10 protein-coding genes are annotated in these 12,733 nt (G+C 60.0%); 7 read left to right on the top strand and 3 right to left on the bottom strand.

Annotation, left to right across the window (positions count from 1 at the left end; all coding sequences use genetic code 11):
- Window position 1: 1 nt before the first annotated feature.
- Genes flhA through IPI58_06685 form a run of 4 tightly spaced genes read left to right on the top strand, consistent with a single transcriptional unit; the run spans window position 2 to window position 5,505 of the window.
- Window positions 2-2,101 carry a flagellar biosynthesis protein FlhA gene (gene flhA / locus IPI58_06700; GenBank protein QQR68532.1) on the top strand — a complete coding sequence of 700 codons (2,100 nt, stop codon included), beginning with the start codon at window positions 2-4 and terminating at the stop codon, window positions 2,099-2,101.
- 18 nt (window positions 2,102-2,119) lie between these two features.
- The gene (locus IPI58_06695; protein ID QQR68531.1) at window positions 2,120-3,094 is read left to right on the top strand and encodes a hypothetical protein; all 975 of its coding nucleotides are present in this window, start codon (window positions 2,120-2,122) and stop codon (window positions 3,092-3,094) included.
- Window positions 3,091-3,888: a MinD/ParA family protein gene (locus tag IPI58_06690; protein QQR68530.1), complete on the top strand. Its 798-nt coding sequence runs from the start codon at window positions 3,091-3,093 to the stop codon at window positions 3,886-3,888. The genes IPI58_06695 and IPI58_06690 overlap by 4 nt, the downstream gene beginning before the upstream one ends.
- Before the next feature lie 6 nt (window positions 3,889-3,894).
- Window positions 3,895-5,505 carry a hypothetical protein gene (locus tag IPI58_06685; protein ID QQR68529.1) on the top strand — a complete coding sequence of 537 codons (1,611 nt, stop codon included), beginning with the start codon at window positions 3,895-3,897 and terminating at the stop codon, window positions 5,503-5,505.
- Window positions 5,506-5,641: 136 nt separating this feature from the next.
- On the opposite strand, the gene IPI58_06680 is transcribed toward IPI58_06685, so the two are convergent.
- On the bottom strand, window positions 5,642-6,892 hold the full coding sequence (locus IPI58_06680; protein QQR68528.1) for a hypothetical protein: 1,251 nt from the start codon (window positions 6,890-6,892) through the stop codon (window positions 5,642-5,644).
- 386 nt (window positions 6,893-7,278) lie between these two features.
- On the opposite strand from IPI58_06680, the gene IPI58_06675 reads away from it, so the two are divergent.
- Window positions 7,279-7,869, top strand: coding sequence for a hypothetical protein (locus tag IPI58_06675; GenBank protein ID QQR68527.1), 591 nt, complete (start codon window positions 7,279-7,281; stop codon window positions 7,867-7,869).
- Between the two features lie 251 nt (window positions 7,870-8,120).
- Complete coding sequence (murJ, locus tag IPI58_06670; protein ID QQR68526.1) at window positions 8,121-9,668, top strand: murein biosynthesis integral membrane protein MurJ; 1,548 nt, start codon at window positions 8,121-8,123, stop codon at window positions 9,666-9,668.
- Window positions 9,669-9,687: 19 nt separating this feature from the next.
- Here the strand turns inward: murJ and IPI58_06665 are convergent, their stop codons facing one another.
- Window positions 9,688-10,485 carry a hypothetical protein gene (locus IPI58_06665; GenBank protein ID QQR68525.1) on the bottom strand — a complete coding sequence of 266 codons (798 nt, stop codon included), beginning with the start codon at window positions 10,483-10,485 and terminating at the stop codon, window positions 9,688-9,690.
- A 205-nt stretch (window positions 10,486-10,690) separates the two neighbouring features.
- On the opposite strand from IPI58_06665, the gene prfB reads away from it, so the two are divergent.
- Window positions 10,691-11,807, top strand: a protein-coding gene (gene prfB / locus IPI58_06660; GenBank protein ID QQR68524.1) for a peptide chain release factor 2 whose coding sequence is annotated in 2 segments (ribosomal slippage) — window positions 10,691-10,759 and window positions 10,761-11,807 — 1,116 coding nt in all. Because the reading frame shifts where the segments join, the coding sequence is not laid out codon by codon here.
- On the opposite strand, the gene IPI58_06655 is transcribed toward prfB, so the two are convergent.
- Complete coding sequence (locus IPI58_06655) at window positions 11,782-12,699, bottom strand: hypothetical protein (GenBank protein ID QQR68523.1); 918 nt, start codon at window positions 12,697-12,699, stop codon at window positions 11,782-11,784. The two genes, prfB and IPI58_06655, sit on opposite strands and share 26 nt — an antisense overlap.
- Window positions 12,700-12,733 lie beyond the last annotated feature (34 nt).

Genomic DNA, 12,733 nt, shown 5'->3' with positions numbered 1-12,733 from the left:
CATGGCCACACCGCCGCCCCTGACCGAGTTGCTGCCTGCCGAGGCCGCGCCCAACTGGCTAAAGCGTACCGATATCTGGCTAGCGATGGGTCTTGTGACCATCCTGGTCATCTTGATCCTACCCATGCCGACATGGCTGTTGGATATGGGCCTAGCCATATCAGTGACCTTCTCCGTCATCATCATGATGACCGTGCTGTTCATCCAAAAGCCGCTGGAGTTCAGCTCTTTCCCCACGGTCCTATTGCTGGCCACCCTATTGCGTCTAGCCCTGAATCTGGCCTCGACACGCCTGGTTTTGGGACATGGGCACGAAGGCACCGCCGCTGCCGGCCACGTCATCGAGGCTTTCGCCGGATTCGTCATGAGCGGCAACTTCGTCATCGGAATCATCGTATTCGCCATTCTGACGGTCGTGAATTTCGTGGTCATCACCAAGGGTTCGGGACGTATCGCCGAAGTCGCGGCGCGCTTTAGCTTGGACGCCATGCCCGGCAAACAGATGGCCATCGACGCGGATCTATCCGCCGGCATGATCGAGGAAGGCGAGGCGCGTAAGCGACGCAAGGAACTAGAAGACGAAAGCAGTTTCTTTGGCTCCATGGACGGTGCCGCCAAATTCGTGCGTGGAGACGCCGTGGCGGGCCTTGTCATCACCTTCATCAATTGCCTGGGCGGCATGGTGATTGGCATGGCCCAAAAGGATATGACTTTTCTTGATGCCGCGAATAACTATATCCGACTGACGGTGGGCGATGGATTGGTCACGCAAATCCCCGCGCTTGTGGTCTCTATCTCGGCCGGTCTTTTGGTCTCGAAGGCGGGCGTGTCGGGCAGCACCGACAAGGCCCTGTTCGGTCAGCTGGGCGGGTATCCCCAAGCGCTGGGCCTGACCAGTTTCTTGATGGGTGCCATGGCCATCTTGCCGGGCATGCCGATGATCCCCTTCATGGCTCTGGCGGCCCTGACCGGCTATATGGCCTGGAGCTTACCACGCGCGCGGGCAGAGAGCGCCGCCGCCGCCCATGCCGCCGCCACCGCTGAAAAAGCGCCCCCGCCGGTGGCCGAAGAACCCATTTCCCGCGCTTTGGCCATCGACCTGATCCGTCTGGAGCTGGGCTATGGGCTTCTCGGCTTGGTGAACGGTGAACCGGGCCAGCGCATGACCGAGCAGATCAAGGCCCTGCGCCGCCAATTGGCGCAGGATATGGGCTTTGTGATGCCCGCCGTGCGCATTCAAGACAATCTGCAGCTTCAGCCCAGCAGTTACACGCTGCGCGTCAAGGAGCTAGAGGCCGGACGCGGCGAATTGCGTCCCGCCATGCTTTTGGCGATGGAGAACAAGGGCGAGACCATCGCCCTTCCCGGCGAGGCCACCACCGAGCCGATCTTCGGCCTGGCCGCCATGTGGATCGATCCGACCTATCGGGAAGAGGCGATGTTCAAGGGCTATACCGTCGTCGATCCGCCGACGGTGATCGCCACCCATATCGCCGAGGTCATCAAGGACAACATGGCCGAGCTGCTGGGCTATGCCGATGTGCAAAGACTGTTGGACGATATGGACAAGCCCTATCAGAAACTGGTGTCCGACATCATCCCCTCGCAAATCTCGCTGGGCGCGTTGCAGCGCGTCTTGCAGAACCTGCTGACCGAGCGCGTCTCGATCCGCGACCTGCCGACGATTCTCGAGGCGGTATCCGAATCCGCCGGCCATACCCGCAACCTGACCATCCTGACCGAACATGTGCGCGCGCGTCTGGCGCGTCAGATATGCGACACCTATACCGGCGAGGCCGGCTATATCCCCTTGCTGACCTTATCGGGCGAGTGGGAACAGAACCTGTCCGAGGCCCTGATCGGCGACGGAGAAGATCGACAATTGGCCCTGCCGCCCTCGCGCTTGCAAGCCTTCATGGGCGCGGTGCGCCAAGTCTTTGATCGTCACGCGTTGATGGGCGAGTCGCCGGTTTTGTTGGTCAGCGGTCCCTTACGCCCCTATGTGCGCGCGATCATCGAGCGTTTCCGTCCGTCCACCGTGGTGCTCTCGCAAAACGAGATCCATCCGCGCGCGCGTCTTAAAACCCTTGGCCAAGTATAGCGGGGCGAGGAAACCAAGATGCGCCTCAAAAGCTTCCAAGCCGCCACCTTGCAAGACGCCCTGGGTCAAGTGCGCACCGTGCTGGGACAAGACGCCATCATCGTGGCCACGCATGAGGAAGCCGACGGCGTGCGCGTGACCGCCGCCTTGGAAAGCGACCGCGTCCAGCCCTGGCGTCCGCCCGATCTGGCGCGCGCGACCCCAGTTCCAGCCCGCGCCGAAGGCGATGCGTTGGACGTGCTGGGCATGAAACTGGCGCAACATCGTCTGCCGCCCGCTATGTCGGAAAGATTGTTGTTGGAGGCCGCGCGTTCGGGCTTTGGCGATCCCGCGCCGATGCTGGCGGCGGCGCTGCGCGCGCAGTTACGTTTTGCTCCGCTTGAATCCTCTCCCGGCTTGCGGCCCATTCTTCTGATCGGTCCGCCCGGCGCGGGCAAGACCGCCATGACCGCGCGTCTGGCCACCCGCGCCGTGTTGGCGGGACAGCGGCCTTTGGTGATCAATGCCGACCACGAACGCGCGGGCGCGCGGGCGCAATGGGAGTCCTTTTCGGAATTGCTGGATATCCCCCTGACCGAGGCCTTCGAGGCCGATGATCTGCGCCAAGCCGCCCTGGAACACCAGGGGCAAGGACCCGTCTTGATCGATTCCGCCGGATGCAACCCCTATCACCGCCGCGACCTGGAGCATCTGCGCCGCCTGGCCAGCACCTGCCATGCCGAGCCGGTTCTGGTGCTGCCCGCCGGCCTGGACCGCGACGAGGCGGCCGAGCTGGCGCAGATCATGCTGAAGCTGGGCGCGCGGCGCATGATGACCACGCGCCTTGACCTCACGCGCCGCCTGGGCAGCTTGATGACCGCCGCCGAGCATCTGGCCCTGGCCGAGGCCAGCGCCAGCCCCGATATCGCGGATAGTTTGGATATCCTGGACCCCGCCAAGCTGGCGCAATGTCTGTTGCGGCCCGACGACAGAGAAGAGAGTGATCCATCATGACCGACTCCTTGCATCTCTCCCCCCCGATTTCCGATGGCGTGATCTTGGCCGTCGCCAGCGGCAAAGGCGGCGTGGGTAAGACATGGCTGTCCATCACCTTGTCCCATGCCTTGGCGCAAAGCGGGGCCGATGTGCTGTTATTCGACGGCGATTTGGGCCTGGCCAATGTCGATATCCAATTGGGCCTGGCCCCCCAACAGGATTTGGGCGCGGTGCTGGACGACAAGGTGACGTTGGAAAACGCCGTTTTCCCCTATGCCGCCGGAGGCTTCGACATTCTGGCCGGACATTCGGGCTCGGGCAATCTGGCCAGCTTGCCGATTCCGCGACTGGTAGCTTTGCGCCGCGAATTGCAGGAATTGTCGCGGCGTTACGACGTAACCATCCTGGATTTGGGCGCGGGCGTGGATCGGCCCGTCCGCCTGATGGCCGGAATGGCGCAAGCCAGTTTGGTCGTCACCACCGACGAGCCGACGGCCCTGACCGACGCCTATGCCTTTATCAAGCTGGCCCGCGCCGAGAATGTCGAGGCCGATATGCGCGTCGTGGTGAACATGGCCGCCAGCGTCGCCGAAGGCGAAGCGACCCATGCGGTGCTTCGGCGAACCTGCGAGTCCTTTTTGTCCTATACGCCAAGCCTGGCCGGGATCATCCGCCGCGATTCCCATGTGCGCGAATCCATTCGCGCACAATCGCCTCTTCTGGAGAGATTCTCAGGCTGCGAGGCGGCCAAGGATGTCCAGGCCCTGGCCCTGCAACTGCGCCGCGCCTTTGCGCCGCACATAAAAGGCTAGACGCGCATGGTGGACGCCCTGCCCACCGTCTTGCCGCCGACGATCGCCGCCGCACCCACCACTTTGCCCACGATGTTGGCCGAAATGGCCGTGGTGTCCTTGCCGCCCGCCGTGCAGCAGGCGTTGCAAGCGGCCACCCGTCCTTTACCTCTGCCCGCGCAAGTCGTCAGCATTCCGGCGCAAAGCCTGACACAGCTTTTGACCAGTTTGGGCGCGATTATGGGCGATCTGTCGCGCCCCTTGCCGCCCGGCACGGATTCCGTGTTGCTGCGCCTGTCTTTGGATGGCCAAAGCGCGCAGATATTTGCAGGCAACGGCCAAACCCTGGGCAAAGCCGCCCTTCCTCCCATGCTTGCCGAAAACGTCACCGTCCCAGGCACGGTGCCCAGCATCGGCATCCCTCGTGCAGGTGTAAATCTATCGGGCGTTCTGCTGCCCATCGGTTGGGCCGATGTTCTGGGAACAAATACGCCGCCCGCCGCCACGTCCAACATAAGCGGATCGCTTGCCGCGTCGCCGGTGATGGGCGAAGGCGCAGCCGCCTTATCTTTACCGATATCCGGCAACGCCGCGCCGCCCGTCATCGGTCAATCTGTGCCGGGCCTGCCCAAGGCCGAGGGAAGCCCGACCCTGCCCGGCATGCCCCCCTCTTCCGGCGTAACGCCCACAACCCCCGCGACGGCGCAAGCGGTGCGCGTGATTTTGATGCCTGTTCCGGACGCCAACACCGCCGCCCCGCCCATGGACGGCGATGGATTACCAACTGTATCCGGCGCGGCCATGACCGCGACCTATCAAGGCGCCGCCCTTGGCGGACGCGCGGTTTTATCCTTGCCCGGCGGCGGTGCGCTGGTGCTGGACAAAGCCCTAGCCTTAAAACCGGGCGAGTCCGTGCAGGTATTGCTGCAGACAGAGACAGCGCCCGCCACCAGCGCCCCTCGTATGGGCAGCGCCGATTGGCCGCGTTTGCTTGCCGCCGCCGCCGCCTCGCACCCCGCTTTGGCCAGCGGCCTGCAAGCCCGTCTGCCACAGATGGATTCGCCCCAAGGCCCCGGCTCTTTATTGTTCCTGTTATCAGCGGTCGGCGGCGGGCGACTGCCGCCATGGCTGAGCGAAGATTCCTTGCGACAGATGGGCGGATCCGGCCCGTCCGCCGTCTTACGAGATATCGAAGACGCCATGCGCCAAATGTCATCCGGCCAGATGATGCAAGAGCCAAGCACAGGCCCCTGGCGTCAACACAGCCTGCCGCTGCAAGACGCCGCCGGATGGAGCATGATGAATCTATATGTCCACCGCGATCCCCCCCATCCCGAAGGTGAAGGCGGCAAAGATAACGCCAACCGCCCCACGCGCTTTGTGATGGAGATCGAATTATCGGCTTTGGGCCGCATGCAATTGGACGCCCTGTCGCGCCCGCGTCAAAGCCTGGATTTGGTGGTACGCAGCCGCGACTCCCTGCCCGATCCCCTACGCGCCGATTTGCATCAAACCTGGACCAACACCCTAGAAGCCATGGGCCTTTCAGGCAGCTTGCGCTTTCAAGGCGACGGCCATGGCTGGCTGTCCTGGCGTCGTCCGGCACAACCGACCCCCACGGCGCGCATCACGGCTTGACCCTAGGCATACGAGATCGATGCGCACCACCATAGCCCATTCCACGCGGCATCATGCTTTCGCCACGTCACTATGACCGCATGGATCGGTCAAGGGGCGGACCGATGGCACAAAAGAAATGGCAAAGCTTGGCCTGTCATTGCGCCGCCCATTTCTGCAAGATCGTATTGCCCAGTCGTCGCGGCCAATATTGAACTTTGCGTAGCCAGCCGTTTAACACCGTGTCATTGGTTCCGCGCGCGCCCAGATACAACTGGGTCACCGTCGGCATTGTCCCGCTGCTGTCCGTGTCCGTACTGGCGTTGGTCGAGCAGGCGGCGGCAAAGTCGTTCGACTTCCAGGCTCCCACTAGGCCAAACACGCCGGATGCAACCGGCGAGTACGTTCCCATCAAGGCTTGGCTGGTTCCCCCCGTCACCACGCCGACCTGATAACTATTTCCAGTCAAAAGAGAGAGACGGTTTTGCGCCGTGCCATCGTTGAACTCTGCCAACACGCCAGAGGACGTGGCCTCGGCGGGGCGTTCGGCCTCGACGCGCAGTGTGCCATGCGCAGACTGGAACCATCCAGCAAGGCTGGATACAGACATGGAATCGGCGGCGCGGGTCACGATGGAGGATACCGTGATGATCGGGCTGCTCACATGCGAGCCTTTCTCCTGTTGTGGGCATCCGATGCGCAAAGACAAGGAGACCGCCCCTGAACATGAGACCCACAAACGCGAGTTGCTATAGGCCGTGCTGGCTTGGTTGAACAGGCGAGTCACGCCCGAACGCTGGGTGCGCAAGGGACCATTGCCGGGAGCAAGGGCCGCATCCGATGTCACCAGCAAACTACCGCCGCTGTTGCGTTCGACCAATTGATGGATCAGGGCGATATTGGCCAAGCTGCCACTGGTTAAACGATAATAGGCCGAGGACGACCACGTCTCGCCGCTGGCTGCCGCGATGATATTCCCGCCCTCATAGCCGATGACCACACTGCCCGTGGCCGAGCCGGATATGCCCAGATCGACATACGGAATCCCGTCCTCGCTGCCAGTGCCAAGCACCGTCACGGTGATCCCCGCCAAAGCCCCATAACTCCAATTGGTCGGCAAGGCCCCGCCCGACCCTATCACGCCTGTCAACGCGCCATTGGCGTTGGAAGAGCGAACGCTGTTGGTGCGTTGCTCTTCGACCAGCAACCCACGCGGGGTCAGGCTGATTGGGTCGGTATCGTGGCGCGGTTGATCGGCCGCCACCTGTTCCAATACGCCTTGCGCGTTAAAGCGCCACCCCGCCGAAGCGCGACTGAAGTTGACCAAAGAAGCCAGGGACCCTTCATCGGTCAAAGATAAGTTCAGGGAAGGACGCAAAGCGCTGCGCCAGATAAGCAAACGATACATATGGAAAGCTCCTCATCGTCAGGTGAAAGGAAAGTTCATGCGCCTCGTCATCGGCCAAGCGCGCGCCGGGATGGGGATAAGAACCATTATTTTTCATATAGCTGCTTGTTATGCGCCCACATCGCTCCACTCGATCGTTAACAAAAGACATGCTCCATATGATGTAATATTCGTAATCGATATGATGTATTGGTCTATAGTATATAGTTCTCAGTATATCATATTAAACGCATTATTAACCAAATTATATAGTTATATATATTACTTATTGTATTCTGAATCAATAAAATTTTAGATAAATCGTCGCGAAATGGCGCTTAATCCTCTATTCATTATTTAATCGTATCTTTCTTATATCTGATCAATACAAGAGCCGGAACATCCTGATGCGTCGTCTTCTGATCCTGACTTCGGTTGTGGCCGCTTTGCTGGGCGCGGCTTCGAACGCAAAGGCCGCCATCGATCCCGGATCGATGATGGATACGCAAACGGTCTCGCAACTGATGCAATGGGTATCCGCGCGCACGGGAGTGAATGCGCCGGTCGTGCCGCGCGTCGTAAAGGATCATCGCCTGTTTTCAAGCCTACTGCGTATCTCTGAACCTCAATTATCCCGCACACGCGGGGCTTATATCCCCGGCACGGTGGTGATCGACGACCGGTTATGGGATCCCCGTTCGCATTACGCCGTCAGCTTCCTGGTGCATGAATTGGTGCATCACGCCCAGCTCTATTCCGGCAAGAAATATACCTGCCCAAGCGCGAAAGAGGCCGAAGCCTACACGCTGCAAAACCGTTGGCTGGCGGAAGCCGGAAAACCCCCGGCCGTGTCGCAAGGCTGGATCGCCACCATGTCTCGCTGCAACGATGACAGCACTGTCGCCAGCACCAGCGTCGAGCTGGGCGAGGACAACGACCAAGGCTATGGCAGCATGGGCAGTCGCGGCACGCATTCGCAGTATCAGCCAAGGGGATGATGGCCCCTCACTTTCGCGTTCGCGAGGGTGACTTTCACAACGAAGAGATTCTTTCCCACATACCCCCGTCATGAGTCAGTCCCACGCAGACGGGCATCTATCACCTGTCCTTCGCGCTTGATCTGAATAGCCGGTGATGAGGCATGGAATTGCGAATCTATAAGCTTAGAAACGGAATATCGTGAAGACACCGGCTTCATCGGCTATATCTTTTGCACGAGAGCCAACCAAGCCGCCTCTAAGGGATCCTCATGAGCTTCATCCGCGCCTTTTCCACCATCGGTGGACTGACATTGGCCAGTCGTGTGGCGGGATTCGTGCGCGATATGTTGACCGCAAGCCTACTGGGCGCGGGGCCGGTGGCCGATGCGGTGGTGGTGGCGCAGCGTCTGCCCAATCTGTTCCGCAGCTTGTTCGCCGAGGGCGCGTTCAACACGGCCTTTGTGCCGCTTTATACCGCTGAACGAGCGCGACAGGGCGAAGAGTCGGCACGCAGCTTCATCACAGAGGTCTGGGGCGCGATGATCCTGGTATTGACGATCTTTAGTGTCCTCATGGTTCTTTTCATGCCCTGGGTGATCCGCGTGATCGCGCCGGGATTTGCGGATGAGGCCGACCGTTTCGCCCTGTCCGTATCGCTGGGCCGGATCGCCTTTCCCTATCTGGTGTTAATTTCCCTGGTAGCGCTGCTCAGCGGCGTGCTGAACGCGCATGGACGTTTCGCCGCGCCTGCCATCGCGCCTATTTTGTTCAATATCTGCATGATCCTGGCGGTTCTGGGGGCCATCCTCCTGGGCGGCGCGCCCGAATTGTGGCTGACATGCGGGCTGACCGCGTCGGGCGCGGTGCAACTGGCCTGGCTGTTATGGGTGGTGTGGCGTTTGAAGCTGTCCTTTCGCTGGTCCTGGCCGCGCTGGACTCCGCGCCTGCGGCATCTGGCCAAGCAAATCGCACCCAGCGCCTTGGGAGCGGGCGCCATCCAGATCAATGTCCTGGTCTCGACCATTCTGGCGTCGTTGCTGCCTGCGGGCATCGTCTCGGCGCTGTATTACGCGGATCGTTTGGCGCAATTGCCGATGGGCGTCATCGGCATTGCCGCCGGCACGGCCATGCTGCCCCTGTTGTCTGGACATCTGGCCCGTGGCGACGAACACGCCGCCAGCCATCTGGCCAATCGCGGCATGGAGGCCTCTTTGTTTCTGGCCTTGCCCGCCGCCGGCGGGTTGATCGCGGCGGCCGAACCGATCGTGCGCGTTTTATTCGAGCGCGGAGCCTTTACCGCCGCCGACACCGCCGCCACCTCGGCGGCGCTGGCCGCCTATGCGCTGGGCATGCCCGCCGCCGTGTTGGTGCGCTTGCTGGCCGCCAACGCCTTCGCGCGGCAAGACACGCGCCTACCGGTGCGCTGCGCCTTGTTCGCCGTGGTGGCCAATATGGTCTTGGCCGCCTTGCTGTTGCCGGTATTGCAGCATGTGGGCATCGCCCTGGCCTCTAGCCTGGCAGCTTGGCTGAATGCGGGGCTGTTGGCCCATCGCGTCTGGGGCCGAGGCTGGCTACGTCCCGATGCGCGTTTGCGGAAAAACGGCGTGGTGCTGACGGCTGCCACGTTTGTCATGTCAGGGCTGGTCTATGGCGCGGCATGCGGCGCGCGGCCTTTCTTGTTACCGTCAAGTGGCTTACTGGTCCAAGCTGCCATCTTAACCGCCTTGCTGGCCGCAGGCGGCGCGACCTATCTGCTGATCACATGGCGCGCGGGCGCGTTCAGCCTGGCCGATTTGCGGCGATGGAGAAAGCGTTGAGGCTCCTTAAACTCCCAATCTACAGCCGCAAATCCGAGCGCGTGGCCGAAATCTGTCTTTGATTGGGGGAGAGCGGGATACCCTGTTTTTGTCGTTGAGCGATGAACGACTCTTCCAGCCTCAATTGCCTGCTCGTCATGTCTTGACACATATATTTGGCTTCTTGTTCTTGCCGTAAGCGAAGCTGCGCGGCTTGGCCCTGCATAGTCTCATACGGGACTACTTTGCACGTGACGTATCCGTCCATGATCTGCTTGGCGTGTTGGATTCGTAGGGCTTGGATATTGGCATTGAATCCGATCTGCCGTTTTTTGGTTTCGTCGCACACGGACTCCAAGAACAACTGCCTTTCCGTACCCTCTATCACGGCTCTTTCCAGAGGGCGCGTGTCATGGCCCTTTTCTGAAAGGGCACGGATCACGACCTGCGCCATATTGTCCCGAAACGTGTCTTGCGCAGCAGAGAGTGCGCGATAATCCGCCAATCGGACAATCTTTGATGAGGAGGCCGCACGAGAACGCGGCGCGGCAGCCTTGATCCAGACTTGGGCCGAAGTGATCGCGTGATGCAACGGCGTGCCGATGGAGGCCTCGCGCAGCACATCTTGCATGGCGTCTCGAGGCGGTAGATGGAACCCTTGGGCCGTGTGGCCGAGAGAAAGAAACGCGGCGACTTTGCCGACGATATGACAAGGCTGCACCATCGGCACGTCAAGCTGCCGAAGGGTTCTGATCGCGTCTAGATCGCCGCGCATGGCACCCTGAGCCAATCTAGCGGCCAAGCTGGCGCGCGCGCTTTCTTCCTGAGCCTTACTCATCCGTGGTCCTTTCTTACTTGGGTCTTTTTAGTACCCGTCGCAAGCTAGAACACGCAAGGACGTTTTATATTTGCAACATTCAATCCCTTGGTCGCCTCGGTCAAAGCGATTTATGGCCGTGCACAATTGCGTGGCGCAAGCTTGCGCCGCGCGGCGGAATAGGGAAAACTGGGGCCTTGGAATTTTTTCCGGGGGAAAACCGCCTATGCGCGCCGAACTTGAAGCAGCCGATAGCGCCATCCGCGCTTCGCTTGAGCTGCTAAGGAGGTCTCTTTGACTGGGATCGCTCACAAAAACGCTTAGCTGAACTGAACGACGCCGCCGAGGACCCGCATCTATGGGACGATTCGCGCCGCGCGCAAGATTTGATGCGCGAACGCACCCGTCTGTCCGAAGCCTTGGAAGGCTATCGCGCCTTGGATCAGGAATTCCACGATAGCCTGGAAATGATCGCCCTGGCCGAGGCCGAAGGCGAAGCCGCGCTTCAGGCCGAGGCGGAAAACCAATTGCTGAACCTGCAAAAAAAGGTGGCTCAGCGCGAATTGGAAAGCCTGCTTTCGGGCGAGGCGGACCCGAACGATTGTTACCTAGAGGTCAATGCCGGTGCAGGCGGCACCGAGGCGCAAGACTGGGCGCAAATGTTGCTGCGCATGTATATGCGCTGGGCGGAAGACCATAAATGCGCCGTCAGCGTGTTGGACGAAAGCCCCGGCGAAGAAGCCGGCATCAAATCGGCCACCATCGAGGTCAAGGGCCGCAACGCCTATGGCTGGCTCAAGACCGAGGCGGGGGTGCATCGTCTGGTGCGCATCAGCCCGTATGATTCGAACGCGCGCCGCCATACCAGCTTTGCCAGCGTCGCCGTCAGCCCCGTGGTGGACGAGGCCATCGATATCGAGATTCTGGATAAAGACCTGCGCATCGACACCTATCGCGCCTCGGGCGCGGGCGGTCAGCATGTGAATAAGACCGACAGCGCCGTGCGCGTCACCCATTTGCCGACGGGCATCGTGGTGGCATGTCAGCAGGAACGCTCACAACACAAAAACCGCGCCAAAGTCATGAAGATGCTGCAAGCGCGCCTGTATGAATTGGAGCTGGCCAAACGCGAAGCCGTGGACGCCGCGCGCGATGCCGAGAAAACCGAGATCGGCTGGGGCCACCAAATCCGCTCTTATGTGCTGCAGCCCTATCAAATGGTCAAAGACGTGCGCACCGGCGTGGAAACCAGCGCGACCGCCGCCGTCCTAGACGGCGATATCGACACCTTCCTACAAGCCGCTCTGTCCCACCGCATCAAGGGCGCGGGGGAGGGGAAATAGGGGAAGGATGGTGCGGGACGCCTGGAGCATGTCGCTGCCACGGCGAATGATCCTTATTCCATCTAATCCCGATCGTCCTTCCTTGGGCGTTTCTTTGCCATTCACAATCCCCATGACCAATCGCCTGGCTGGCTATTGAGGCTGCAAAGGCATAGAACTCGCCCGTGGGAATCAACTGCCCGGGACGAAACGTCACAAATGACAGATCTCCCCGAGAACCTTCGCTTGTATTTTCATATACAAGGTTATCAAATCCGTGTTTTAGGCAACAGGTGTGGAAATTCTGGGTCATGTACATCCAGACCACTTCCCGATTTTGGGCGGCGTCTTTGTCATCGTGGCGGTAGTTGGTGATGTAATCGATTCTCTCGTCAAATAGCGCTTTGTATGTGGGATTACCTTGAATTTGTTTTCTCATAAATTTGATGGACTTACGTTCCAACCCGCAGACATGCTCGTCATACACGGGATTACGAAAGCCGAGAAATGCTTTCTCAAATGAACTCTTCATGGGCTGTGACAGATGCGGCCAAGATGGCCCCAAGATGGACAATCCCCCGCTACCAATAGGATCATCGTCCCATGTGTCCGCCACATATAAAGGGTTCTGGGCTTTGATATGGTACGCGGATATGCGTTTCTCATGCAGCCCATCCATGACACGATGTATGTAGTCCGAAGTGGATGAGTAAACATCCGCACAATTGGTCCTATACATATGAAAAATATAATCATAATAGCGATCTTGGGCGGCTTCCAAGCTCCCGGCATGAAGTAGGATATCACGGTCGCCATTTTTTACTTCGCCAGTACGGTACACCACCAGTTTTGTTCCATCTTTGGTCAAATACCCATCATCTGAAACGCCTACGGGCACGTTCTTTAAAAACACACAGCTCTCCTCGAACACAAATTCTGTTACGGGA

It is taken from the genome of Alphaproteobacteria bacterium (assembly GCA_016699305.1).
Classification (GTDB): domain Bacteria; phylum Pseudomonadota; class Alphaproteobacteria.
The sequence above is the reverse complement of the archived record's forward strand: the minus strand, read 5'-3'. Positions and strand labels throughout refer to the sequence as shown.

What these genes read in the sequence shown, in the direction of transcription:
- flhA (QQR68532.1), top strand. Translation starts at nt 2, where the DNA reads ATGGCCACACCGCCGCCCCTGACCGAGTTGCTGCCTGCCGAGGCCGCG.
- IPI58_06695 (QQR68531.1), top strand. Translation starts at nt 2,120, where the DNA reads ATGCGCCTCAAAAGCTTCCAAGCCGCCACCTTGCAAGACGCCCTGGGT.
- IPI58_06690 (QQR68530.1), top strand. Translation starts at nt 3,091, where the DNA reads ATGACCGACTCCTTGCATCTCTCCCCCCCGATTTCCGATGGCGTGATC.
- IPI58_06685 (QQR68529.1), top strand. Translation starts at nt 3,895, where the DNA reads ATGGTGGACGCCCTGCCCACCGTCTTGCCGCCGACGATCGCCGCCGCA.
- IPI58_06680 (QQR68528.1), bottom strand. Translation starts at nt 6,892, where the DNA reads ATGTATCGTTTGCTTATCTGGCGCAGCGCTTTGCGTCCTTCCCTGAAC.
- IPI58_06675 (QQR68527.1), top strand. Translation starts at nt 7,279, where the DNA reads ATGCGTCGTCTTCTGATCCTGACTTCGGTTGTGGCCGCTTTGCTGGGC.
- murJ (QQR68526.1), top strand. Translation starts at nt 8,121, where the DNA reads ATGAGCTTCATCCGCGCCTTTTCCACCATCGGTGGACTGACATTGGCC.
- IPI58_06665 (QQR68525.1), bottom strand. Translation starts at nt 10,485, where the DNA reads ATGAGTAAGGCTCAGGAAGAAAGCGCGCGCGCCAGCTTGGCCGCTAGA.